This window comes from Paenibacillus castaneae, assembly GCF_002884445.1.
Lineage (GTDB): Bacteria > Bacillota > Bacilli > Paenibacillales > Paenibacillaceae > Pristimantibacillus > Pristimantibacillus castaneae.
The window spans coordinates 655,571-682,331 of record NZ_KZ614144.1 but is presented as its reverse complement, the minus strand read 5'-3'; the positions used below and the strand labels follow the sequence as shown (position 1 = coordinate 682,331).

General features: G+C 51.7%; 19 protein-coding genes. 3 read left to right on the top strand and 16 right to left on the bottom strand.

From position 1 onward, the window contains the following. Positions 1–81: 81 nt before the first annotated feature. The 3 genes from CEF13_RS02855 to CEF13_RS02845 all read right to left on the bottom strand — a co-directional run bounded on the left by CEF13_RS02855 (position 82) and on the right by CEF13_RS02845 (position 4,454). Positions 82–1,722: a response regulator gene (locus CEF13_RS02855; RefSeq protein ID WP_102709328.1), complete on the bottom strand. Its 1,641-nt coding sequence runs from the start codon at positions 1,720–1,722 to the stop codon at positions 82–84. A gap of 3 nt (positions 1,723–1,725) precedes the next feature. Continuing rightward, positions 1,726–3,522 carry a sensor histidine kinase gene (locus CEF13_RS02850; RefSeq protein ID WP_102709327.1) on the bottom strand — a complete coding sequence of 599 codons (1,797 nt, stop codon included), beginning with the start codon at positions 3,520–3,522 and terminating at the stop codon, positions 1,726–1,728. Between the two features lie 77 nt (positions 3,523–3,599). Further along, complete coding sequence (locus tag CEF13_RS02845; RefSeq protein WP_102709326.1) at positions 3,600–4,454, bottom strand: AraC family transcriptional regulator; 855 nt, start codon at positions 4,452–4,454, stop codon at positions 3,600–3,602. A gap of 505 nt (positions 4,455–4,959) precedes the next feature. Between CEF13_RS02845 and CEF13_RS02840 the strand changes: the two genes are divergently transcribed. Then, entirely contained in the window at positions 4,960–7,056 is a 2,097-nt protein-coding gene (locus CEF13_RS02840) for an endo-1,4-beta-xylanase (RefSeq protein ID WP_102709325.1), read from the top strand. After that, positions 6,996–9,998, top strand: coding sequence for an endo-1,4-beta-xylanase (locus CEF13_RS02835; RefSeq protein ID WP_102709324.1), 3,003 nt, complete (start codon positions 6,996–6,998; stop codon positions 9,996–9,998). The genes CEF13_RS02840 and CEF13_RS02835 overlap by 61 nt, the downstream gene beginning before the upstream one ends. A gap of 137 nt (positions 9,999–10,135) precedes the next feature. Here CEF13_RS02835 and CEF13_RS02830 read toward each other — a convergent pair whose 3' ends face one another. The 9 genes from CEF13_RS02830 to CEF13_RS02790 form a co-directional block, all read right to left on the bottom strand. Then, a complete protein-coding gene (locus tag CEF13_RS02830) occupies positions 10,136–10,738 on the bottom strand; it encodes a class I SAM-dependent methyltransferase (protein WP_102709323.1) in 603 nt (200 codons plus the stop codon). A gap of 414 nt (positions 10,739–11,152) precedes the next feature. After that, the gene (locus CEF13_RS02825) at positions 11,153–12,067 is read right to left on the bottom strand and encodes an IS3 family transposase (protein ID WP_102709322.1); all 915 of its coding nucleotides are present in this window, start codon (positions 12,065–12,067) and stop codon (positions 11,153–11,155) included. Between the two features lie 2 nt (positions 12,068–12,069). Further along, the gene (locus CEF13_RS02820; RefSeq protein ID WP_102709321.1) at positions 12,070–12,393 is read right to left on the bottom strand and encodes a transposase; all 324 of its coding nucleotides are present in this window, start codon (positions 12,391–12,393) and stop codon (positions 12,070–12,072) included. 232 nt (positions 12,394–12,625) lie between these two features. Next, on the bottom strand, positions 12,626–13,663 hold the full coding sequence (locus tag CEF13_RS02815) for an alpha/beta fold hydrolase (protein WP_244917036.1): 1,038 nt from the start codon (positions 13,661–13,663) through the stop codon (positions 12,626–12,628). Positions 13,664–14,008: 345 nt separating this feature from the next. Further along, positions 14,009–14,731 (bottom strand): GntR family transcriptional regulator, encoded by a 723-nt coding sequence (locus CEF13_RS02810; protein ID WP_102709320.1) that lies wholly within the window; start codon positions 14,729–14,731, stop codon positions 14,009–14,011. A 32-nt stretch (positions 14,732–14,763) separates the two neighbouring features. After that, a complete protein-coding gene (locus CEF13_RS02805; RefSeq protein ID WP_102709319.1) occupies positions 14,764–15,777 on the bottom strand; it encodes a sugar kinase in 1,014 nt (337 codons plus the stop codon). Next, positions 15,770–16,525 (bottom strand): 2-dehydro-3-deoxy-phosphogluconate aldolase, encoded by a 756-nt coding sequence (gene dagF / locus CEF13_RS02800; protein WP_102709318.1) that lies wholly within the window; start codon positions 16,523–16,525, stop codon positions 15,770–15,772. Before dagF ends, CEF13_RS02805 begins: the two co-directional genes overlap by 8 nt. Continuing rightward, entirely contained in the window at positions 16,525–17,631 is a 1,107-nt protein-coding gene (locus tag CEF13_RS02795; protein ID WP_102709317.1) for a DgaE family pyridoxal phosphate-dependent ammonia lyase, read from the bottom strand. Before CEF13_RS02795 ends, dagF begins: the two co-directional genes overlap by 1 nt. Further along, a complete protein-coding gene (locus CEF13_RS02790; protein WP_102709316.1) occupies positions 17,609–18,697 on the bottom strand; it encodes an amidohydrolase/deacetylase family metallohydrolase in 1,089 nt (362 codons plus the stop codon). Before CEF13_RS02790 ends, CEF13_RS02795 begins: the two co-directional genes overlap by 23 nt. A 284-nt stretch (positions 18,698–18,981) precedes the next feature. Between CEF13_RS02790 and CEF13_RS02785 the strand changes: the two genes are divergently transcribed. Further along, positions 18,982–21,315, top strand: coding sequence for a helix-turn-helix domain-containing protein (locus tag CEF13_RS02785; protein ID WP_102709315.1), 2,334 nt, complete (start codon positions 18,982–18,984; stop codon positions 21,313–21,315). Between the two features lie 237 nt (positions 21,316–21,552). Here the strand turns inward: CEF13_RS02785 and CEF13_RS02780 are convergent, their stop codons facing one another. From CEF13_RS02780 to CEF13_RS02765, 4 genes are all read right to left on the bottom strand, one after another. Then, positions 21,553–22,572: a glycoside hydrolase family 130 protein gene (locus CEF13_RS02780; RefSeq protein WP_102709314.1), complete on the bottom strand. Its 1,020-nt coding sequence runs from the start codon at positions 22,570–22,572 to the stop codon at positions 21,553–21,555. A gap of 385 nt (positions 22,573–22,957) precedes the next feature. Beyond that, the gene (locus CEF13_RS02775; protein WP_102709313.1) at positions 22,958–24,571 is read right to left on the bottom strand and encodes a type 2 periplasmic-binding domain-containing protein; all 1,614 of its coding nucleotides are present in this window, start codon (positions 24,569–24,571) and stop codon (positions 22,958–22,960) included. A 275-nt stretch (positions 24,572–24,846) separates the two neighbouring features. Further along, positions 24,847–25,758: a carbohydrate ABC transporter permease gene (locus CEF13_RS02770; protein ID WP_102709312.1), complete on the bottom strand. Its 912-nt coding sequence runs from the start codon at positions 25,756–25,758 to the stop codon at positions 24,847–24,849. A 15-nt stretch (positions 25,759–25,773) separates the two neighbouring features. After that, positions 25,774–26,727, bottom strand: coding sequence for an ABC transporter permease (locus tag CEF13_RS02765; protein WP_102709311.1), 954 nt, complete (start codon positions 26,725–26,727; stop codon positions 25,774–25,776). Between the last annotated feature and the right edge of the window lie 34 nt (positions 26,728–26,761).

Below are 26,761 nucleotides of genomic sequence, written 5' to 3'. Positions count from 1 at the left end.
GTTTACTCACGGTGTCCACTCATTATAATTCACCCGTTTCGCCGCAAAGTTATAATAATATGACTATTTACTCCACATATTTTACGACCTCGCTTCAGATCCCCCGCCTACCAATCCGTTCAAATACGCCTGGGGTGTCACGCCGGTCATTTCCTTGAACACTTTGAAGAAATAGTTATAGGTAGCAAAGCCCGCTAGATTGCTAATTTGCTTAATCGAGTACTGTCCGCTCCCCAGAAGCTTACGCGCCGCATCGATTCGAACCCGGTTTACGTATTCCGAGAACGTCGTCCGCGTCTCTTCTTTGAAGATCCTGCTTAAGTACGACGAGTTCAGACCGATGGCGCCTGCCGCCAGCTCCAGCGTAACGATGCCCGAATACTTCTCCAGAATGAATACGATCGCTTGCGACACATGACGGGAATACGGTCCCGCTGCATGCGTCTCCTTGAGCAGGCTCAACAGGCTGGCATAGAAGGACTGCAGCCATAGCTCCATCTTTCCGACGCTATCTAACGTGCCCAGCTCGCTCCTTGCTGGAAGTTTATCCATCGCCGAGTCGACCTGGGGCATCCCTTTCTTCAACACTTTATCACCGATATGCAGCAGATCACTGATGATCATCTGCACCGAATGGGAGTGCACGGGTTGCATTCTTATGGAGTCGAATACGGATGAAATCAGCCGCTGCACGCCTTCCTCATCGAGCATCTCGATCGATAGCAGCAGCTGTTTCTGCTCCTCGATGGTTAATGAGACGCGCTGACCGTATACGCCGCTTCCCCATCCAGCCACTTGACCGGTAAGCTCCTCAGCTGGAGAAAAGTCAAGCAATCGCTCTGCGGCACCGTAGCTCTCTCCAATGCGTGACAGGCTGCTGCATAAATGTCCGACGGCATAGACGCACTTTAAATTCAGGAATAGCTCCAGCGCATGGCGAAGCTTGCTCATCAATCGGCCAGCCTCGCTTGCGGCTGCATGCTCGCTTCGTTCCTTGAACGAAAATACGACAACCAGACGTCCGTTCTCAAGGTAAGCAGCTGTATGTTCTTGTATATCACCCAGACTCTGCTGCATGATCTCAACAGCCTGCTGAACGAGCCGATTGGTCTGTACGTCGCTGCAGGATTGCGTTAACAGCAGGAAAGGGACAATCTGAAGAGACGCTGCAGCATAGCTCACCGTCTGAGGATATAGCCCATTCTTCCGTGCAAAGGCTTCAAGCTCCTGGGCGGACTGCGGTTTCCCTCTTACCAAATCGGCAATATAACCACGGATGAGCACGGGATTCATTCGTTCCGCCATCGCCTTCTGATCATTGCGGTCCTCCAGCAACCGATCCTCCTGCTGCAGCTCCAGTACCGCCTTGTTCAACATGCCAATAAGCGTTGCGCCGTCGAGCCGATGCTTCAGAAAATAATCGATGGAGCCATTTTTCAGGCAATCACGCACATAATCATAGTCGTCAAAGCTGCTAAGCATAATCGTCTTAATGGCCGGATACCTTTCTTTGATCGTTCGATTTAGCTCCACACCATTCATTTCGGGCATATTTACATCTATAATTGCGATATGCGGCGGAGACTGCTCGATCATTGCCAAGGCCATGACTCCGTTGTGCGCTTCGCCACATATTTCAAAGCCGTGCTTTCGGAAATCTACTAGCGTCCATAAGTTGTTGCGGGCCAGTGGCTCGTCGTCAACCAGCAGCACTTGAAACATAATCTATATCACCTCTTGATCTGATTTTCCCGTGTCCCGCAGAACGGGAACTGTAATTACGACCTTCGTATACAATCCCATCTCGCTGTACAGCTTGACGCCGTAAGGTTCTCCATTCATGCGAACTATTCGTTCATGCACATTGCGCACCCCCATGCCGCTGAAACGTGAAGGAGCCTCCCCTTTGCTATGCTCGCCCAGCAGCAAGTCCATTTGCTCCAGAGTCATACCTTTTCCGTTGTCCGTCACTTCGATCTTCAGGTTGTGATTGTCTTCGCAAACGCGAATGATGACCATTCCCCCTTCCTCCGTCGAACCGATCCCATGAATGATGGCGTTCTCCACGATAGGCTGCAGCATGAGCTTGGGCACCCGGCATTCCAGCAGGGCTTCATCCTCAATCTCCTCATATACCGGAATCGGCTGCATGTACTTATATTTCACGATGGAAATATAACTTCTTACATAGTCCAGCTCCTCTCGAACCGTAAGATATTCGTTGGAATTGCCTAGAACCCCACGCATCAGCTCGATCAACGAGCCGGATACCTCCTCGATATTGGGCACCCCGTTCAGCTTGGCCAAATATTTGATCGTATTTAGGGAGTTATATAGGAAATGCGGACGTATCTGCGCCTGAAGAGCAGTCAACTCCGCCTCGCGCTTCTCCTTCTCACTGATTCGAATCCCTTCCAGCAACCGTTTCAATTCCTCCACCATGCTGATAAAGACGTGGTACAGCTGACCTACCTCGTCTTTCGTTTTAATTTCCTTCATAGGGAACGTCAGATTCCCATCCTTCACCCGCATCATCATGGACTTCAGGCGACGAATATTTATGGTGATCCGGGAGGACACCTGCAGTGAGCAGATTAACACAACGATCAAAACAAATACCGACACCTCACCCATCAGCTTGCGAAGATTCGCAGATTCCCTAAGCAGCGAATCCATTGGTATAAGCGCCAGCGTAGTCCAGCCCGTATATTCCGATGTACGTCTAACGACGGTATAGGTTCTTCCATCGATGATCATCTCTGCCGCATCACCGGGGCCCTTGAATTCCTGCTTGATGCTTACGATCTTCTCAATAGGAGGAGCGAAAGACGGCGCCGATTCAGACTGATAAACGAATCCTCCTTCCTTATCGAGCACATACAGCATGCTATCGGCGGTCGGCTTCACTCCGTACGTTTTTTTGATAAAATCATAGTTCAAATCCACCATGACAACGCCGATCGTCTCGCGGTTATAACGGATTTCTCTGCCTACGGTAATAGCATCCGACACGCCGGTCTGCTTCAAATATGCATGGCGCGATCCGTTTCTCAGCGTATAATCCATCATCTGTGACCCAAGGATCGTCCGGTCCAGCCAAGGTCCACCGGTGAAAAAAACCTTTCCGTTCAACCCAACAACGGCAATCCTAGAAATGTAGGGCTTATAATCGATCAATACCGATAGAAATTCTTCAATTCGCTTCTGTTCCAAAAACCATTCGTAGCTGATCTCTTCCGACGGACTGAGCAGCGTATCGATCACCGTGTTTTTGTTAGTCACTACTACAGTGTTCAGCCGGTCGATCTCTTCCAGCATAATATTTAGGGATTCATCCGCCTGGCGAATACTATCCGACACCGAAGTGACTGCGTTATTCTTAATAGTCTCGCGCATATTCAAATAGACAATGCTAGATATAGAAAAAATGGAAAGCAGAGCGACTAGACTGAATGCGATAAATATCTTCCCCTGGATGCTTAAACGGGGCGAAATCCATCGTTGAAGAGTGGATAACTTCATATCAAGAAATCTCCTTTATGAACATAAGGAAATGTTTATTTTGTAATCGTTTTCAAATTAATTATAATTACTCGTGATTAACCGTTTGTCTTCCTCAGAGTTAGGGGGGACTCCTTGAAATAAATCTTGAAAGCTCTGGTGAACGTATAAAGATTCGGATAACCAAGGGACAGAGCGATCTCCGTTATCGTCGCGTCCGTATCGATTAGCAGTTGCCTTGCTTTGTCCATGCGGATCTTCTGCATGTACTTCATTGGCGGCATGCCCGCTTGGCTCGTAAACACTTGGGTAAAGTAGGAGCGATGAACACCCGCGAAATCCGCTACCTGTTGGACGGATATTCCCTCTGAGGCGTGCAGCTCTATGTATTTCATGCTTTCATGAATCCAACCGGCAAGCTCGGCCTCTTGAACAGGTACCGACTCCGGGATCAACTCGGCGAATAAGGCATAAATATGACTTTGCAGCTCAAGTGCGACTGCTGGATTCCACCGCTGAGTGCCCTCAAGCGTATGGATGACTCGATCTGCCAATGTCCTGACTCGCGAGGTCAGCGCCTTCTTGCGAAACGGATGCTCATGCGTTAAGCCCGCGAGCTCTAGCAACGATGAAGCCCTATCGCCATCCACCGCCAACCAGCTCATTTGAAGCGGCCGGTCAGAGGGGAGCATGTCGTAGAAATATTTGCGGTAGGGAAATAAACAAAACACGTCGTCCTTCTGCAGCTCCACTTGCTTGCCTTCGTACTGCAGCCGAAGCTTTCCTTCCTGCACGTAGTGAAGACTGTAGCACTCGATCCTCTTGGGCCCTACTTTGTAGTTAGGCTTGGCTAAGCAGCGCCCCGCTCGAACCGGCCATATACGACATTCCTTATCCAGATTACCAGGCGTATAGTAAATGAAATTAGCAAACTCGTAATCGTATTCCTGCATCGCAGCTATCTCACCCATTCCTTAATTATTTTCGAACATTTATAACATAATGACAACTGTATCATTTTTCATCACTCAAAATAAAGCGCTTTATTATAAGCATTATAATAATAGGAGTGGATTGTTCTTGTCCAGTCCACCTGACATAATGCTAATTTATTTTCATTGATAGATTAGATCATAAATTTCCTTGTTATCATGAAATTTATTATTTTCGAATTTAGCATGATATCAAGGCTGGACTGCCGCTTGTCGCGGCAGTTTTTATGCTGTCATTACGAAAAAGTTAGTCATGCGAAAGATGTTAAGTGAGAGATTGGGGCAATTATCCGAAGGTGTTAAGCGATAGATTATTGTAAATGTTCAAGCTGTCGTGGTGGGAGTAAGATGTAATATTGACTGGATATGTTAGGGGAAAGAGAGGTGAAGAAGGGTTTGCCAACCAAAAATCCCGGGAAATCGCGTAATTCTCTTAAACCATCAGAAAAAGGAGGCTCTATCAATCTTGCGTAATTTGAAACGGTACCTTTCTCTCGCACTCATAGTTGCGTTGGTTTTCTCATCCGCCATTTCCGCAACGGCCGCAGCGGGCGATCCCATCTCCGAATCTAAGGTTACCGCTGGGCTGAATTATGATCAATACACACCGCTGAAGGACGTATACAAGGATTACTTCATTATGGGCATCTTCGGCGCGGGCGAGAACAATGCCTTGATCCACAATTTCGCCGCGTATTCGCCCGGCAATGAGATGAAGCCTGAAAGCACACAAAATGTCAAAGGCACCTTTACTTATAACAGCGCGGACAATGCGTTCAAGAACCTTACCGACAAGAACCCGAATATGCTTTTCTACGGGCACACACTGGCGTGGCATTCGCAATCGCCTACGTGGATGTGGGATGCCCCGCCAGCCAGATACGGACAACCGGGCACGTTCGACAAAGACACCGCCCTGGCCAATCTCAATAATCATATCGAGAATGTACTCGAATACTACGGCGGACGTCTTATAGGCATAGATGTGGTCAATGAAGTCGTTGGCACCTCGAACCCGAACGATTGGAAGGCCTCATTGACTAAAGGGGAAGGCTGGTATAATGCGCTCGGCTGGGAGTGGGTTGAACTCGCCTTCTTGAAAGCAGCCGAAGTGGTTGACAGTCACCCTGAATGGGATGTCAAGCTGATCTACAATGACTTCGGTCTTGACTCACCTAACAAAGCTCGTGTCGTCTACGAGATGGTCAAGGACATCAACGAGCGTTACAAAGATGTCCGTCCGAATGGCAAACCCTTGATTGAAGTCATCGGCATGCAGGCGCACTACAACCACACGACGAGCGCCGCGAACGTCGAGAACTCCATCAAGCTGTTCGCGACGCTCCCTGGCATCAGTATCAACATTACCGAGATGGATATCGGCACTCCTCCAGTCGGCGTTCTCACGTCCGATAATGAGAACAACCAAGCCGTGAAGTTCGCCGAATTGTTCCACATTTACAAGAAGTACGCCGCGGGTCCAGCCAACAAGACGAACAACCCGAAGGTCATCGATCGCGTGAGCATTTGTGGCGTCAGAGACGCGACCACCGGCTGGCGTGCAGGTGAATTTGCGCTGCTGTTCACATCGAATGGATTGGCCAAACAAGCGTTGTTGGGGGTTCTGGATCCCGACGCGTATCTTGAGACACATCAATACATTGAGCAGGAGACCGAGCAGGAGCAAAAGCACGTTGACGGCGTCTATGTCTATGACGCGAGCAAAGGAAACATCAAATGGTCTGGCGCGAATATCATCCTGGGCAATGACGCCAATGCGTGGCCATGGTCGACGGCGGGCGCCGACGGCAAAGTCGCCTTCATCCCGGAGAAGGACGCGACATATCGTCTCACTTTAAACTACACCGCGAAAGGTACGACTGCCCTTCGTGTGCGTTGGATAAAAGATGAATCAAACGACGGCTACACCGCCCAAGACGGCCAGGTCGTCAGTACTCCACCCTATAGTAGCTCTCTCAATCCTAATCAAGTAGCTACCGCGATACCCGCATACTTCAACGGCGGTATGGTGAATATGGGAAGCTACACCTTAACCACTGAAGTCAAATTGGATGGTTCCCAGCCCGCCAATGGCTTGATTGGCAACATCGGCATCCGCGGCGGCGGCGGTGGCAACGCCTTCTCGATCAACTGGATCAAAGTGGAGAAGATCGGTACCGATGGCGCGGCCGATAAGCTTCTGGTCAATTGGCCGGACGGCAAGGGCGACGACGATACAACGCTGCCTGCAGATGTTATCTATTATGAAGGCTTTGAGAAAGGAAACACGCTTCAGCAGAACGGCACAGCGACAATTGCCGTGACGACTGACAAAGCTGCGGCCGGCAAGAGCAGCTTGAGCGTCGCTCCGACGGCTGCGAACAACTATAGCGGTGTTTCCCTACGCAACGACTCATTGACGACGCCAATGCTGCCTGGCGGCAAGTATAAGCTGACCGCCAAGGCTTTCAGCGGGAAAGACGCCACGTTGGGTGTGTGCGCGTGGAGACCAAGGACAGCGCAGGCAAAGATACGTATGGCAACGTTGGCAGCACCAAGGTGAATCTAACTGCTGGCCAATGGAAGGATATTTCATTGGAATTCACCGTACCGGCAGACCATAAGTCGGTTAGTGCCATCGTCTTCCACAACGATGGCCAAATCCAGGATTTCACCTTCTATCTGGATGAGGTGAAGCTGCAAATCATAACCCCACCTGTGAAAGAACCTGTGGAAGAGCCAGAGATTAAGGAGTTGCTGAAGTTCAACTTCGACGATAAGGCGGCGCAAGGGAGCCTCTTCACAGCGGCTGCTTCCTCGCAGATTGAGTGGATCAACGAAACAGGCGCGGGGAAGAACGACAACTCCGCCCTGAAGGTAACACACATTGACGGCAAGAGCTATAACAGCGCTGAAAACGCTGTTCGACTGACGCTTGCCGAGCCGCTTCCTGCCGGCGGGGTTTACAATATCTCCGTTTGGGTCTACGCCCCGGCTGCCGGCAACGAAGGCAAGAGCACGCTTACCGGACCCGGCGTGGTGCTTAATGGGGAATACGGCCGAAGCGATTACAAGCTTCCAAGCAATTTCGGCACCCTGCCGATCGGTCAATGGAAAGAGGTAAACATTCGGACACCATTGATGGAAACACCGCTCAAGACGATCGATATTCGTTTGGTTGTCAACGATGCGGATAAACACGCTGATGTCTGGCGCATAGACAATATTGTGATCAGCCAAGTCGGCGACCTGCAGGAGGTTATCATCCCCAAGTGGGATCTTAATCTAGCCTCTATCGCAGATACCTATAAGAACAAGTTCCTGATCGGCAATGTCATGAGTCCCGGTCAGACGACGGATGCCGAGCTTACCGCCATGTTCAAGCATCAATACAACATTATGACGCCCGAGAACGACATGAAGCCCCAGTATTTAAGCTCCGCCAAGGGTGTGTACAGCTACACGAATGCCGACACGCTGGTGAACTGGGCTCAGGCGAATAACATTATGATTCATGGCCATACGCTCGTATGGCACTCCCAGTCGGCTCCTTGGCTGACCACGGGCACGGATAATAAACCGCTTACCCGTACAGTTGCCAAGTCTAATCTGATGGAGTACATCAACAATGTCGCCGGTCACTTCAAGGGCAAAGTTGTGTCCTGGGATGTCGTGAACGAAGCCTTTGACGGGGGATCTGGCATTCCTACGGATTGGAAAACGGTACTGCGTAAGGATTCGCCTTGGTATAAGGCCTATGAGAATGGTGCCGATAAGACCAAGGGAGAGAGCGGCGCCGACTATATCTATGATGCGTTTGTGTTAGCGCGTCTCGCGGATCCTGGAGCTACATTGTATTACAACGACTATAACGAAAACGAGGTCTGGAAACGGGAAGCTATGGCACTGATGGCTGAAGACCTCAACAAAAAGTGGAAAACAGATGAGCGGAATACCGAGCCAGGACGTTTGCTGGTGGAAGGCATCGGCATGCAGGCGCATTACTGGATCGAGAGCTTGAAAACAGACACCGTTGATGCAACCATCGCGCGTTTTGTTCAAGCGGGCGTTAAGATCAGCGTATCCGAGCTGGACATTCCCTCCACTGGCACTACTGGCAAGCTTACGAAGGAAGAGGAAGCTTTACAAGCCCAGCTGTATGCACAGTTATTCAAGATCTACAAGAAGTACGCGAGCAGCATTGAACGCATTACCTTCTGGGGCAAGGCGGATTCCCAGAGCTGGCGCGCCTCGGGCAGCCCTCTGCTCTTTGACAAAGCATTTGCCGCCAAGCCTGCATACTATGCAGTCATTAATCCGGAAGGCTATCTAAACGAGGATCCAGACAACGGAAACACAACACCGCCGACCAATACAGTCGGATCCGGAGGAGAGCCTAACAGCGACGTGAAAGTGACGATTGATTCCTCCACGATGAACAAGGCGATCTCTGAGGCTGAGGCGGGAACCGCTAGGCTTACGGTGAAAGCTGCCAATGGGGCGAAGCAGTTGACGGTCACGATTCCGGCCGACCTTGTGAAAGCAGCGAAGGATTCAAACATTAGTCAGATTGCAATTGTTTCTGATCTGGCTACGGTGACATTGCCGATATCTCTGCTAGACAAAGCCGGAGCCAACGTCGAAATGAAGATCGATAAAGTAGATAACAGCAAGTTATCCGACGAACAACGCGCGAAGATCGGCACAAACACCGTATTCGACTTCAACCTGAGCGTCGGTGGCGAGAAAATCACCAAATTTGGAGAGGGTCAAACGGTCCACGTATCGGTGCCGTATACGCTGCAATCCGGCGAAAACCCGGAACAAATTGTGATCTACTATCTGTCCGATGACGGCAAACTGGAAGTTGTCAAGAATGGCAGATACAATGCCGATACAGGCTTGGTAGAATTCAGAGTCGAGCACTTCAGTAAATATGCGGCTGCATTCGTCAATGTCAGCTTCGGCGACACCGCTTCGATTACATGGGCGAAAGCAAGCATAAATGCGCTGGCGGCTCGCGGTATTATTAAAGGCGAATCAGCGGATACCTTCGCTCCAAATCGCGAGGTAACAAGAGCAGAGTTCACTCAGATGCTCATTCATACGCTGGATCTGGTGCAGCCGAATGCAAAGAGTACTTTCAGCGATGCCAAGGAAGGCTCCTGGTACTACGAAGCAGTCGCATCTGCCCAGAAGCTCGGCATTGCAACGGGATTACCAGACGGATCTTTCGGAATCAACAGCAAGATCACTCGTCAGGATATGATTACGATGGTTGACCGCGCATTAAAGATTGCGGGCATTACCCTGCATGACGAGGTAGCAGCCGTCGCGTTTACAGACGATGCCGCAATCGCAGCATATGCCAAAGAAGCAGTAGCGGATATGCAGAAAGCTGGCATTATCAGTGGCATGGGGAATGGTACCTTAGCTCCGCAACAAGCGACAACTCGCGCACAAGCAGCAGTCATGCTGCATCAGCTGCTGCAAAGATTGCTCTAGTCACGAATTGAAATACCTCGAACAGACGGGAAGCCTCTTGTAAACCTTACGGTTTATAAGAGGCTTCCTTGTTATGGAGGCATATTTGGTGAGAATGATTTTCGCATCTCAAAGTATTCTAACGAGATAATTCCCGCCTATTTTTGAGAATCAAGAATAAACATTGATGCATCCTGTCCCATGAAAATTTTACTTCCATTATAAAAAGTTTTGGATTGAATATTCCTGTACCCTATTTTAGTCATAATGTCAGTTAGCTTTACTTGATTAAATCCGTTATGAACGATATCTGAAACTACTTTCTCATTTTCATTAAAATCTACGATTAATAAATGTCCTCCTTCATTTAGAACATTAAATAATCTGGATAAAACGAATTCAACATCATTAATATGGAGTAGAACCTGAGCCATAAAAATATAGTCAGCATGTAAACCCGATAGACCTTCCTTCTCAAAATCAAAGCATAATGTATCTACATTCTGAATATTAAAATCAGAAATTTTTTGCTTTATTTGATTAATCATATTTTGTGAAGTGTCCAGAAAAAGCATAGAATTGAAATCGTTTAACAAGCTCATTCCAACAAGACCAGTTCCACAACCAAAATCAATAGCATTCTTACTATTAGTGTCAACTAAATATTCACGAATGGCATCAGATGATACCTTTGCAATTTGAATTCTTTCAGAAGTGTCATATATATTAGCTATCATTTCAAACTTATCCGTATTTCCCATTATCACCTCTCCAATCTGCCTTAAAAAATTCTGAATTCTATCGAAGCATTAGCATTTAGTCCACATTCTTATATTATAATCGGTTCTCATCGCTAACTAAAATGACAAGCATCTAAAGCAAGAGGGTGTCCCAAAAGCCATAGGCTTTAGAGGCACCCTCTTTTATTTATTCGGTCCGCAAAAGTTAACGGACACAGGAGCACTTATTTGCTGCAAAAATCACTTTTTCGAGCTGCTTATGGACCTCAGAGCCCTTATTGGCTCGAAAAGCCCCACATATGACCCGATCCAATGAAAATAACGGCTCTCATGTCCGTAAACTTTGCTTTTACAGCTAATTCACTCATATAACGTACCTCATCGGGTTAACCCCCTAATTCTGGACACTACCACGTTCATTCTAATAAGTTCGCATCATAGCGCAATATCTTTAGGTTTTATCAATCCTTGTTTGACTAAAGAAAGATATTCCTTAGGTGGCCAGTCCTTGAGGCTGCCATGAATACGATGGTTGTTGTAGTACTTCAAAAAACGATCTACCTCGGTAAAAGCTTCTGCGTAAGTCTCAAAACAATTACGTTGGTAGCATTCTCTTTCCAAGATGCTGTGAAAGGACTCAATATAAGCATTTTTGTTAGGGGTTCGGTTTGGCGTACGTTCATGTTCAATGCCAGCCTGTTCACAAAAGGCATAGAAAGCCTTGCTAATGAACTGCGGTCCATTATCTGTGCGAATAACCAAAGCATGGTCTTGTACATTCACATTTCGCTTCAGCAGCGCTTTTTGTAAGGTAAGCAGCACAGCCTGCGTATTACAGGCCTTCCCTTTGTAATAGGCGACGATGGCTCTGTCAAATACATCAATAATACTAGCTAAATAGAAATGACGCCGTTTACCTGCTACATAACCGTACTTAATGTCCATTTGCCACAATTGGTTAGGTCCCGTTACCACTCGGTTATTCGCTACACGTTTAGGTACTTTATTTGTACGTTCCCTTTGCGGCGCTAGGATATATAATGCTTTACAGAGGCGGTAGACCTTTTTCTTGTTAATCACGAGTCCATATTTTCGACGTAGAAGAACCGTCAACTTGCGGTATCCAAACGCTTCGTTAGGGCCGCCGATCAGTTGCCTTAAGTAGCTTTTAATCCGCGTGTCTGCCACTTTTTTACCGTTGATGTCAAAAGAGAAACCAGGAATGGGCCGCCCTTTACCGATTGGCTTCTGAGGTTCAGAATGCTTCAGGCGATAATAGTACGAAGAGCGTGGCACCTGGCAGATGCGTAGAACCGTACGGATGGGAAAACCTAGGCTAATCCAATACATCGCTATTTCCAGTCGGGGTACTTTTTTTTAACCAGATCTTTAAGAATGTTATTCTCCAATTCTTTTTCGCCCAGCAGCTTCATCGCTTCGTTGTATTTCTTTTGAAGCCCATCAAGTTTAGCTGCGTCCTTTTTTAGCTTCTCCACATCATCTTGTCTCTTGACCATTAGCTCGCCCACCTCGTCCTGATATTGACGAACCCAGTTGCTTAGCGTTTTAGGAGACATACCATGCTTTCTCGCCACCACCTCTGTACGGTAGCCGGCTAGCACCTCTACGACAAACTCCTTCTTTGCTTCAACAGGGCACCTAAACCTTCTTTTCATCGATCTATTCCTCACTTCGTTTAGTGTATCTGAAGTGGCAGAAAGTGTCCAAGTGGTTTAGGGGGCTTTATAGTCATGTCCGTAACTACTCGTTCAATGATCCTATATGCCTATAACCATCTCATAAATCGTCTATGAAAAAAGGATGGCGTTGAATTTTCCGCTTACCTGCTGTTAGAGAGCGAACTTCATGCTTTTATGACACCCTCCTTGTAAAACCCTTATACCATTGTCAGTCCCGTCCCGCCTCGTAAAGTTTCTGCGCCACCATAGCCGGCCTTGTGCGTGAGTCCGTCATGTGGTCCCCATCGCCGACGATCAGCCGGAACAGACCGAGCCGTGAGGACATATGCGGATTCCAGCCGAAGCCCTCTCCTTGTGGCAATACGTTGTCTTGATAGAAATAGACATAGCTTCTCGGCGTAGGCAATACGTAGAATGCTTTAAGATCCAACTTCTCGAAAAGCGGCTTAGCCGGTTCAGGAGTGACGCCTGCATATATCCATTTGGCCTCATCCAAGGTAGCTGTATTGACGAACAAATCCCGAAACAACGGAAACGGAAGCATAATCGTATCGTCCTTCGAGCTTGCTCTAAGCTGCTCGAATCCTTGCTTCGTTTGAGGCGGTAACTCGTCTGCAAGCGATTCGCCGTCTTTCAATACGAATGCGTCCCAAAAGACGAGGCGCTTAATACGGTCTGGTACCTGTTCGGCTGCCTTCTGAATTACTGTTCCGCCAAAGCTGTGCCCGACGAGAATGATGTCGCGCAAGTTCATCTTCGTAATAAAGTCGACTACAGACTTCGTGATCATCGCATGCGTGACATTCTTATTCGGATCTTCTCCGTGACCGGCATATTCCGGCGTATAGACGGTATGCCCATTCCTATGCAGTACCGCCGCTATGCCATCCCAGAAGTGAGCATCGGCCCATGAGCCATGCACAAGCACGAAGGTAAGCCGCTGCTGCGCATGCAGCTGATAGCTTTTGTCCGATTCCAGGACTCCATGCCCCCAGAACCACTCACCTTCATAATTAGGGGAGTAATATCTGTGAGGCATATACGGGTAGTCTAAATAGGGGAATTGATGAATTTCCGGGTAATAAGGATACATGCACAAACACCCTCTCAAATCAGCATATATCAGCTTATGCCCAACGCTTTTGAGAGGTTCATGCACTCGAATTTCGTTGAGTTGATGAGCCATCGATTCAAATCGTTTTTCCAAAACACCAATCTCATCAGCCCGATTCTGAGATCGTTCCAATGTAAATATCCCCATTTCATCATCGCCGGTACTTCCCAATTACTATCTCTAATCAATCTTATAATGCTTTAGGTACCTACATTAATGGTATCTTTTCCTCCAAATAAGTTACTGCAGGTAGATCCCTTCCATTAAAATGAAATTTCACTACACTTAATAAACGACATTGTTGATAAAAACCAAACATCCTCCATGATAAAATTTATTTCGTTATCATAAACCCGTTTCCATTCGGATCTGTAATATAAAACGGGTTTGCGTACACAAACAAGCCGCCACAACCCTGCACGGCTGAAGCGGCTTTACTCTTTTCTTCTCATAATGCCCGACCGGGGCGCACCTGCCTTAAGTGTCGTAACTAACCAAATAAGGTTGCAGATCCGTCCGGTAATAGCCGATGCTGTACTCGACAAGCCGACCCTCGACATCGTACGTGTGGCGCAGCCGCATGAGCATCGGCGTCCCTGCCGGTATACCGAGCAGACTCGCAGTCTCGTCCGAAGCCGAACCTACCGAGAAAGCGTCGCGGAAGTTGTCTAGTACGATATTTTGCTCTTCCAGCAAATCGTACAAAGACTCAAACGACGGCTCACCTGCCTCCTGCTCTACTTCCGACAATGCAGCAGCAGCCAGATAATGCACGATGTGGATGTACGGCCGGTCATTCAGCTCATACAGCCGCTCGATGCGGAACGCCTCCGGTCCCATCAAACCATGCAGCTCCGTCCCAGACTCCAGCCGCTCGCAGGCCATCGATAGCAGCCGTTTCTCCAAACGGTACCCCTCTTCAACCAGCAGCTCGGTGAACCGCTTGCCCTTGGAGAGGCGGGAGACCGACGTGTTCGTGAGGACAATAGTGCCGATGCCGCTTTTTCTCTCGACGTAGCCTTCCTCCGCCAACTCCCGGATCGCATTGCGCACCGTCATCTTGCTGACGTTGAACTCCTTCTCCAGCTGCGGCTCCGGCGGGATATGTCCGCCCAGCGGATAGATCCCGTGCAGGATGCGATCCTTGACAATCTTCTTGACCTGCAGATACAGCGGGCCTTTCTTGCGTGTGATAGTCATCCTAGCCCCCCTTCCCTTTCCCCGTCTTCGTCTTACCTCTCTACGTCGCCGGCCGTGCGGGACATCGCCTTCACGACATCGGCCTCCGTCGCCATCGGCGTGTCTCCGTGCACCGTGTGCGCCAGCACCGCTGCGGCCGTCGCATAATCGACCGCATACTGCGGATCGTCGCCGCGCAGCCGGGTGTGGATGATGCCGCTCGCATACGCATCACCCGCACCGACCCGGTCGTACACCGAGAAGGTGGCCGGCTGGGAGAAACAGAATGCCCCTTCCGTATACAGATAGCCGGTCAGCTTATGGGTGTTATCCCCATTGACCAGACGATGCGTGCCGGCGATCAGGCCGATCCCGTATTGCTTCGCCGTTTGCGGAATGAGCTCCTGCAGCTGCTCCATCCGGTCGGCGCCGCGGCTCTGCATGCCGAGTGTAAATATCGCGTCCTTCTCGTTCATAAAGACGATATCCGCCAGCTCCAGCATCTCGCGGTAATGCGGCGCTGCCGCCACATAGCCGCCTTCGCCCCAGAGCGATGGACGGTAGTTGCAGTCGAAGATTACCATGCCGCCGCGGCTCTTGACCTCACGGGCCAACTGCTTGATCTGCGTACGCGCCAGCTCGTTCATCGCCAGAGTGATGCCGCAGAAGTGCACCGCGTCCACCGAAGCGCTTATCCGCTCCCAGTCTCCTTCGACGTGGGGCACGGTGTTGAAGCTGCTGCCGAGACGATCGGTGTAGGTCACCTTACTGGGACGGATCCCGAAGCCATGCTCCAGAAAATACATCCCGATATACCTGCCGCCCCGGTTCACAAACGACGTCTGAATGCCCAGCTTACGCAGATACGCCAGCGCGGCGTCGCCGAGCGGATTGTCCGGCAGCGTGCTGGCCAGATACGTCTCATGCCCGAAGCGGGACAGCGCCGAGACGACGTTGACCCCGGTCCCCGAGAAGGAATAAGCAAGATTGCTGCTCTGGACCAGCGTCGAGAAGCCCGGCGTCTCCAGGCGCATCATCACTTCGCCGAATGCGGCAATTCTAGACATACCGATCGACCAACGCTTTCAGCTCGCCGAGCAGCGTCCGTACGTCCTCCGCTCTCGTATCACCGCTCGCTGAATCAATGATCGACGAGTATACATGCGGGATCACCTGCGGAACGCCAGCCTCCAGCGCGATCTCAAGGATCTTGCCGAAGTTGTCCAGATCGATACCGCCGGTCGGCTCCAGCGCGAAGCCTTCCTCGCCACAGGCCTTGGCAACGGCGCGGTATTCGTCTTCTTGCTTCAGTCCCTGCATCGGGAAATATTTCAGTGCATGACCGCCCATATCCCGCACCAGTGCAATTGCTGATTTGACCGGGACGATGGCCTTGTCTTCGTTGGCTGCGCTGATCACGCCCGTTGAGATGTTCACGTAACCCGGTCGGCCGCAGGGCGACACGAGCGCGTTAATCCAACTCTCGCGACTGCCCAGATTGGCGCTGGTGGCGCCGACGGCCGGGAAGATCTGGTTGATGTGATTGCCCTCATACATCTTGACGATCTCAGCCACGACCGCGCCCTGGCGGTTGTCGCCCGCGCCGAGACCGATCGATACCGCATCCTCGATAGCTGCGCCGTATTGCTTCATCGCCGCTGCCGCCGCCTGCGCATCGGGATACGCCTTGGAAAGCACGCCGACGACCACATAGCCTTCCGCCGCTTCGTATATCTCGCGCGCATTGTCGATGCTGCCTGCCAGCACATTGAGCGCTGCTTTATTCTTGTACAACCGGTTATAAATGTCTGCCATTAGTGTTTCCCCCCGATAATGTCTTGGATGCGTGTGATGATCACTTGCAGATCGTCGCCCTGCAGCGAACGTGGATCGAGGTCAAAATACCCCTGCGCCAATCCATAATCCCGCGTATAGACCGCAATGTCGCCGCCGCGCAGCCCATCGTTGACCTCCCGTGCGGACAGGCCTGCCGCCGCTTCGTCGATCTTGATACGCCCCCGGAAGATCGCACGGCCGGCCTCGTCTTGGACGATGCCGACGCTTACGCCCGGTAGCGCGTCCAGTACATCGAGCGCCGCCAGTGCCGCGCGCTCTTCCTCGCTCTTGTCTTCCTTTACAAAATACTCGTCCAGCGCCTGCAGTAGTCCGAAGATCGACTCCTTACCCACCTTCATGCTTCGACCAATGCCGTACAGCTGCGCCTTCACCCAGCTGACATAGCCGGCTTTGCCTGCCACGATACCGGAAGTTGGCCCTTCGATCGCCTTGGAGCCGCTGTAGATAACCAGGTCGGAGCAGGTCACATACTTGCGCAGATCCTCCTCGGCGGCAGCGTCGACGATGAGCGGCACTTCGCAGCGCTGCGCCACTTCCCAGGCATCCTCGACCTTGATCATGTTCTTTTGGACGCAGTGATGCGACTGGACGAACAGAATCGCCGCCGTTCGCTCATTGATAGCCATCTCCAGATGCTCCTTGCGGCCTTCGTTGGCGTAGCCGACCTCGACGAGCTTGCCGCCGCCGAGCGCAACCATCGTCTCCACCGGAGCGCCATACTGGACATTATGTCCCTTGAACAGGATGATCTCGTTATTCGCGGGCAGTTCCTGATGAAGACTCAGACTGGCCCGCTTGTCGCCGCGCGTAACAACGCCCGCCACGGTCATGGCAATTCCGCTGGAAGCGGAATTGACGACGACCGCATCTTCGGCATGAAGAAGCTTCGCCACGTACGCGCCGGACTTGTCGACCAGATCGGCCATCTCCACATAGTTTTGACCGCCTGACTTCACCGCAGTCATTACGCCGTCGGTAGGCGCAGAGACGCCGAGGATACTCATCCGGCCGCTGGCATTGACGACTCTTTTCAACCCGTATTTAGCATGCAAAGTATGATCCATCGATAACTGCTCCTTTGACTTGAATATAAGTGTCCGCCGTACGCGTCTCTCCTTCGGAATCAATCAGTGTCTTGCTGCCTTGCACGACGTCGAACAGCGTCAGATCGGCCACTCCGCCAACCTTTATCTCGCCGAGCTCCGGCCTTCTCAGCCATTGCGCCGCTTTGACCGTAACAGCATCTATAACCTCCTGCAGACTGTAGCCGAGATAGAGAAACTTGCTCATCACATCGGCCAGACTGTAGACCGGCCCGCTGAGCCGGTTGCTCTCGTAGATATCCGTGCTGATCGTATGCAGCGGCAGTCCGGCCGTCCGGGCCTGCTCCGCCACGCGGAACGAGAAGCTTGCCGATCCGTGGCCGACATCTAGATGCACACCGCGCGCTACCGCGTCCAGTAGTACGGGCAGCGGCAGTCCTTCCTCGTTGAATAGATTGTTAGCCTTGCCATTCAAATAGTGGGTGACGATATCGCCCCTCGCGAGCAGCGCCATCACTTCGCCAATCGCCGGCGGTCCCGAGCCGATATGAACCATCAGGGACAGTCCCGTCGCCTCGGAGAGCCTGCGGGCGCGTCTTAATGGCTCGATGCCCTGCTCCTTCACCACGCTGCTGCTAATCCGCGCCTTGAGCCCGACGATGAAGTCCGGGTACGCCCGGAGCGCCTCCCGTACAGCCGTCTCGTCGATCCATGCCGGATTCGACAGCTCGTCGATGCGCTCCAGACCAATCCGGGAGATATTCAGAAATGCCAGCAGTCGGGTGGCCGCCCGGGTCCCTCCTGCCTGTAGCTCGCCGATACGGTCGGCGCCGCAGCTGCCGGCATCGACGATCGTCGTCACCCCTTGCTTCACGCCGATCTCATCGATCGCATCGCCGTACGGCTTAAACTCGCGGAAGGCGTGTACGTGCATGTCGATCCAGCCGCTGGATACGCAGCCGCCCTCGGCGACAACCTCTCCTTCGCCCGTCCCCGGAGGGGCTATCGCGGCGATCTTGCCGCCGTCTATGACAATATCGGCCGCAGATCCGTCCAACCGTTTCATATTACGCAGTACAGTACCCATGTTCTTGAAGCGACCTTCCCTTCTGTGACAACGCCTGAACGTTGTCCAAATATTTCTTCGTCAATAGCTTAACACATCCTAGTATTCAAATAAATATAACGTTATAATGTATAAATAAAAAAATAACTAGCCGAGTCCGTCCAATACTTTGTTTTATCGAACACAAGCCCTAGCAGACCTAATGGAACTGTCTTCACGCCCCTATTGTCTGCAGCGAAATGGCATCAGCCAAAATGGTATACTGATCTGATACACCAAGTAGCACTTATTTCCGGGAGGTCATCATGAAACTATCCGTTAAGCCATCCAGCATGAAATCGGGCATCCGCTTTAATTGGAACCGCTTTAAGTCCAAATTGCTCGTGACCTATACGCTCTCTTATATTCTTATCTTTTTGGTTCCGCTTTCATGCGTCACCTTCATCATCTATCATAACGCGACGACCAATCTGCGCTCCGAGATCGAGCAGTCCAACGTCAACCAGCTGAACCAGGTGAGGCTCTCCATCGACAATCAAATGAACAACTTGCTGGAGACCGCCAACACCATATCATTCGACGAGCATCTCACCAAGTTCATGGTCTCGCATCCATACTACAGCCGGGAAGCCATTGCCTCGCTGGCGCGTTACAAGACCAGCAACACGATGCTCGAGGAACTGTTTCTCTACTATCGCGGTGACGATAAGATCTACTCCAGTCAGGGGATGACTGATCTCGACCTCGTCTTCGGCGACATGTTCCGCTTCGATCGCTGGCAGCCCGAGGAGATCAAGCAGTCGCTCAACGAAACGGCGGTCACGACCGTACGCCCGGCCGAATACGTCACCGTTCACTCACGCAAAGAATCCATGCTGGCTATGCTCTTCCCGATCAAGACCAACGATCCGTACCCTTATGGCACCATCCTCTATCTCATGAAAGAAGAGCAGTTGACGGGCGTCATGGATTCGATATTGAACGACTTCTCTGGAAGCAGCTATATTCTATCGGGCACGGGCGATGTGTTGACGGCCAACTACCGGGGTGATGCCCTGCGCGGTAACGATTTGAGATCGCTGATCAAGCTCGAACCTGGCATCCACAATATAGAGCTGGGCGGCGAGCGCTATTCGGTCGTCACGGTCAAGTCAAGGGTCAATGGCTGGACGTACGTCACGGCCATTCCCAGCTACCAATTTTTCGAGCAGGTCGGCCAGATCCGAACGATCATTCTGCTCGTCTTTTTCATCACGGTGCTGGTCGGCATCGCTGCGGCGATGCTGCTCGCCAGACGGCAGTATCATCCGATCCGCGACTTGCTGGAGTTCGCTTCGCTGCAAGACGGCGTCAAGGAGAAATCGAAGAGCCGCAACGAATGGGACTGGATCAAACAGACAATCCATGATTACCACGCCCGCATCGACATGCAGGAGCCGTTCGTGCGCAACCAATACCTCATGCTGCTGTTCAAGCACGGCAAGCCGGACGATCCCGAAATCGAACGGATGATCGTCCAGTCCGGGCTGGAGCTGCCGGAGCAGGCCTGCTGCTTCACGATCATCCTGAACTTGGACGAGCAGAGCCGCGACGAGCAGTCGTGGGAGGATCAGCAGGCGCTTCGCGCCTGGCTCAATCAGTTGGACCTGTCCGAGCTGCAAGCCCGGATCTACGGCGTCGAATTCTCCGTCACCCATCAGCTTGCCCTCATGGTAACGCTGCTGCCATCGGAGGAGGAAGATATGGCGAGCCGCGTCAGCCTGGTCGTCGACGAGCTCGACGAGCAACTGGCGCAGCGGCTGTCAAGACGGCCTAATCTAGGCGTCGGCACCGTATACGACGATTTGTCCGGTTTGAACCAATCCTTCCTCGAAGCCGCCTCGGCGCTTGAACAGCGGAGGCTGACGTTCAGCAGCCGGGTCGCTTACTTCGATGAGTTGGCGGAGCCTTCGGCGGCCGTCTCCAGCGAGAGCTACTGGATTCCGAAGAAGTCGCTGCTTAAGCTGGAGCAGAGTCTCAAGCAAGGCAACGAAGCCACGGCGATCCAACTGATCGCCGATATGATGGAGATGCTGAAGCGAGAGAACCTCTCGGTCGGCTTGCTTCGCTGTCTATGCTTCGACGTGCTCAACTCCCTGCTGCGGACCGCCGCCGAGCTTGGCATGGACGAGGTGCATGGCGAGATTTCGTCGTTGCATGCCTTCGAGACACTGGAGGGGCTGGAGAACAGACTCAGCTCACTCGCAGTGCAAATCTGCAGCGAAGCCACGCACCAGACCGAGACGGCACAGCCGGCGCTCATGGATGAAATCGTCGCTTACGTCGCTCAGAACTACGCGGACTATACGCTCAGCCTGGAGCATATCGCCCTCAAGTACGATACCTCGACCTCGTACCTGAGCCGAAGCTTCAAGGAGAAGACAGGCCTCAACTTTACACAGTACATCTGGCAGTGCCGGCTTAAGGAAGTGATCCTCCAACTCAACCACACCAGCGCGCCGCTCAAAGAAATTATCGAGCGCGTCGGCTATCTGGATGCGCCAAACTTTATCCGCAAGTTCAAGAAGGAAACCGGCTATACGCCCGGTCAATATCGCAAACTGCACAGCATAAGCGGTTCCGTCCCCACGGAGGAATAATTCCTTAGCTCCCTAGCGTAAACGGCTGATGCCGTCCTTTGGAGGGAAGCAATCGTGTCGCGATGAAATATAAGCAAAGTCTAATGGAAGTTTATATATTCATGTATGTCAACAAAAGGAGCTGTCCACCGTTGTCAGACGTTCAGGACAGCTCCTACTTCTTTACCAGCAATTTACGTATTCAACGACAAAAGCTGAGCCTTACTATTGCCGGCTTGAACCAACGTTCTATTTCTCTTAAGCCTTCGGCTCATTCAGAATGTACTCCACCAGCTCATCCAGCGGGACGGTCGCCAAAGCGATCGCCGTATCTGTCACGCCGTAGTAGATGTAGAGCAGACCATCCTTCACGACATTGCCGGTCGGGAAGATGACGTTCGGGATCTGGTAGCCGAACTTCTCGTAATACGTCTCCGGCTCCATAATGAAGTTGTGCGTCCGGGCGATAATCTTCTCCGGATTATCCAGATCGAGCAACAGCGCTCCGACCCGATAGACGATCTGGTCATCGACACCATGGTAGAGGACGAGCCAGCCCTTGTCCGTCTTGACCGGCGGCGTCGAGCCTCCAATCTTGCGGGATTCCCAGGCCATGTTCTCGGCTTTGGCCAAGAGCCTCGGCGCTTCCCAGTTGATCAAATCGTCGGAGTACGTAATCCACATGGCCGCTTTCTCTGTGCCGAAAGCTTCGCCGACATATTCCTCCGGCCGGCGCAGCAGGACATACTTGCCGTTAATTTTCTCCGGGAACAGGATGTTGTCGCGGTCATTAATGTCCAGTTCGGTCGTATCCGCAACAAACTCCCAATCGACGAGGTTGTCCGACTTGACGATGGACGAGCGGGTCAGCCAATGTCCCTCTTGTTCGCCCCAGCCGTCCGGGTACTTCGGGAACGAACGTTCCGGAACGCTCGTGTTCGTCGGATAATAATTCATCGCGCAGGGCCGAAGCGCATAGTTCATGTAGAACGTGCCGTCGATCTTGACGACGCGCGGATCCTGCACGCTGCCGTACGGGAAGCCCAGCTCGTCGGGTGTCAGTACCGGTTCGTCTTTCACATGGGTGAAGTGCACGCCGTCCTCGCTCTCCAGCAGGCCGAGGTAGTTTTTGCAGGGGGTAAGCGAACCGGCGGTCCGCTCGATCATATAAAATTTGCCCTCATCTATGATGACGGCCGGATTGAACACCGTCGCTTTCCGCCACTCGTATTCGCCGGGAACCACGATCGGGTTGCCGGGATGTCTCGTAATTTTCATGGGATTATTCCTCCTGTGCAGGCGCACTATCTGTAATTTTGATGGTCTTAACTTCATAAGGCCGGAAAGTAAGAACCAGTTGCCCGCCTACTGTTGTCAGCAGGCCGGTCTCATCCTCCAGAAGATTGACCTGGGAGATGTGTTTTGCATCAGCGGTCGAACCGCAGTCTGGTTGTTCAACGGGTCCATGAGCTCGGGGAATGGATCAAACAACTCGATGTCCAGCTGCAGCCTTCCCTCTTGTTCCTCGGGCAGAGGGTTAAACCAGTGGGTCCCCTCCTTCTGATTAATGCCTCATAAATCCCCTACTTTGTTAGGTTTGAAAGAGAAACTCTCCGACAGCAGAAGCCTCGGAGAGTTCTCGATCGATGATAAGGTCCGGTGCTTAGTTGGCCTTCCAGCGGTCGTAGGCTGCTTGGTAAATCTCAGCCATACGTTCGCCGCCCATCTTTTTGATTGTGCCGATATATTTGTCCCAATTAGCTATAGGCTCGGCACCTGTTACGAACTTTGCTTCCATTTGACGCACATATGTGTTGAGGTCGGAGGTCATGGTCGTAACCTCAGCCTGTTCTTCCGGCGTCAGGAACAGCACCGGGAACGGTATGCGTGCGCCGCGGTCGAGAAGCTTGGTCTTGGTCTCGTTCTCGATCCAGGCGTCCACGTCGCCCATCAGACCTTTGGAAATCTCTGGAAGGTTGATCGTCGGAGCCGGAATACCATAGTTCGGCGTAATTTTGGAGCGATATTCCTCTCGGTCTCCGCCGTCCGGAACAGGCAGGTATTCCTTGACGTAATTTTCTTTGTCCGTGTATTGCCACAGGATGCCTTCCGGTCCTTTGCTGAACATGGTTGCGCCTTCAACCGAGTACGAATAGTCAATCCAGCGCATGGAAGCCTCAGGCGACGGATTCGTATTCGAGATGGCGAACGCACCGGTGTTGATGCCTTTGTTCTTGGCAATGGCCGGCTTATCCACGGATTCGCTCACCACCGGGCTGAACATCGGGTCGGACGTATTCGGCTCTTCGCCCATCATCTGGAAGGCGGTCCAGGCCGAGAACAAGCCCACCTGGTTGTTGCGCGCCTTGGCTTCGCGCTGCTCTGCCGTTTGCGAGAAGCTCTCGTGATCCAGCAGGTCTTCGTTCCACAGGCGGTTAAGATACGTCAGATATTCCTTGTATCCCTCTTCCATCGGGGTATAGTGAACTTTATCGCTGTCGTCGACATAAATTTCTTCTTCATAGATGCCGAAGGCGCCGAGCAGCCAGGTGCGGATATCGCGCAGGCTGTTGCCCGGAGAAGCGGAGGACAACGGAATTTCGTCGGCCTTGCCATTCTTGTTCGGGTCTTCTTCCTTGACCCGCTTCAGGTACGTATACAGCTCTTCGGTCGTTTCCGGCAGCTTGTCCATGCCAAGCGCTTCCAGGAAATCGCCATTGTACCACAGCGGATTGCGATACCAGGGCTGGTTGAATTCAATGACCGGCAGCGCATAGATGTGGCCGTCTGGCGCGGTGATCGATTTGCGGATATCCGGGTTCTCGTCGAGAAGCTTTTTGATATTAGGCGCGTAACCCTCGATCAGGTCCTCAAGCGGAACGAGAATGCCCTGTCCGCCGTAATTCACTTGCTCCGCCGGCGTCAATCCCGCAGCATAGAAAATATCGGGATAAGTACCGCTGACGAGCACAAGGCTTTTTTTCGTCTCAAAGGCGTCCTTAGGCGCATTTTGGAATTCCATGTGAATGCCCGTCAGCTTTTCCATTTCTTCAAACAGCGGCATCTTGTCCCAATTCTGGATGCCGACATCAGGTCCCATCATAGTGAGCGTCATCGGCTCTTTGACCACCGGGAAGCCTTCCTTACTCACCTTGTCCGCGGTCTCGTTTGGTTTGTTGCCGGACCCTTTCTCTTCCGCCGAGCCGCAGCCGGACAATATACCGGCAAGCATTACACCCGCTAGCATCAGACCCAACCCTTTTTTTACTGTTTTCATTAAGTACTCCTCCTTTTGATAAAATGCTATTGGTTCTTATAATAAACGAAGACGACGGGATTTCCCTAAAATCGAACGCTCATAGGAGGTAAGAATGACATATGTTTGGGGAAGGACCCGACCTTCGGTTATTAATGCACGAAATTACCTTCGTACCGCATGACGACTGGCATTCCGCCAATTGCCGGTCTGCCGGCGCACGCGGTGGTTCCGGACAGCCGTTCGTTTGACGGCGGCTTTAGGCGGCTAAGCCGGCAGGAAAGCCGGCCCGCCCCTTAGCCCTTCACCGAGCCGATCATCACGCCTTGCACGAAGTAGCGTTGCAGGAACGGATAAACGGCGATTATCGGCAGCGTAGAGACGATGATGACGGCGTATTTCACCAACGAGGCGACCTCCGCCTTGGAAGCTGCCAGCTGCGCCATCTCGCCGCTTAGCGCCGCTCCGTTCGTCTCCGCGCCCATCTGCTGGAGCACGAGAATTTGCCGGAGCACCATCTGCAGCGGGAACTTGGTATCGTTATTAAGATAAATTAGGGCAGAGAAATAGCTGTTCCAGTGCCCAACGCCATAGAACAGCGCCATGACGGCGATGATCGGCGCCGACAGCGGCAGCACGATCCGAATAAACAACCTCATATTGGTACAGCCGTCGATATGCGCCGCCTCCTGCAGCTCCTTGGGAATCGTAGACTGGAAGAACGTCCGGGCTACGATGATGTTCCACACGGATGCGGAGACCGGCAGGATCAGCGCCCACATCGAGTTGATCATACCGAGATCCTTCACAACCAGGTACATCGGCACCAGACCGCCGCTGAAAAACATTGTAATCAGGATCAAAATCATAAAGAACTGCCGGCCAAAGAAGTCGCTGCGGCTTAACGCATACGCAGCCGGCAGTGTTACCGCCAAGTTAATCAAAGTTCCGATGATTGTGTAGATAATCGTGTTGCGGTAGCCCATCCATATCTTGGCGTTCTCGAACACGAGCCTGAAGCCTTCCAGCGTGAAGCCTTTGGGCAGCAGCCACATCTCACCGGAGTTTACATACTTGGGTGTACTGATCGATGCGCTTAGCATGTAGATCAGCGGGTAGAGCACGACGATGAGCGCCGCTGTCAAGAAGAGATAGACCAGGACAAGAAAGATCTTGTCCCCTTTGGATTCTTTAAAAGCCGATATCATCGATGTGACCTCCTATTACCACAAACTGTTGTCGCTAGTCTTTTTGGCGATTCGGTTGACCGTTATAAGCAGGATTGCATTAACCACGGAGTTGAATAAGCCTACTGCCGTAGAGAAGCTGAGCTGATTGTTCAGCAAGCCTGACCTGTACACAAAGGTCGATATCACATCGGAGGATTCGATGTTCAGCGAGTTTTGCAGCAGCAAGATTTTCTCGTAGCCGACACCGAGGATATTGCCCACGTTCAGGATCAGCAGGATCGAGATTGTCGGAATAATCGTCGGGATATTGATATGAATGACCCGCTTGAGACGGCTCGCGCCGTCGACGATGGCCGCTTCATGCAGCTGCGGATCGACGCTCGACAAGGCGGCCAGATAGATAATCGTGCCCCATCCCGCGCTTTGCCACACGCCCGAGAGGACGTAGACCGTCTTAAACCAACGCGGATCCTCCAGAAACGACGCCGGCTCTAAGCCGATCCACTCGATCATACGAATCAGGATCCCCGAGGAAGGACTCAGGAACGTGATGATCATCCCCGCCATGACGACGATGGAAATAAAATGCGGAGCATAAGTAACCGTTTGCACGCTTTTCTTAAAAATACCGTTCTTGATCTCGTTGAACGCCAGCGCCAGAATAATCGGCAGCGGGAAGCCAACCGCCAACTCATACAAACTGAGGCTGAACGTATTCCACAACAGATCCCAGAAATAATAAGAATTGAAAAACCGTTCAAAGTGGTCGAACCCGACCCAATCACTTCCGGTTATGCCCTTGGTTGGAAGGAAGTTTTTGAAGGCGATCTGAACCCCGTACATCGGTACGTAATGAAAAATAATGAAATACAATAAACACGGTGCGATAAATAGGTAGAGCTCCCAATTGTGCATTATTCTTCTTCGCCAGGAGGTCTTCTTGATTCCCGGCTTTGTCTGGAGCGCCAGTTCTTGACTTACTTTCAAATCGTACCTTCTCCTTTCCCTTGGCTCAGCCTCT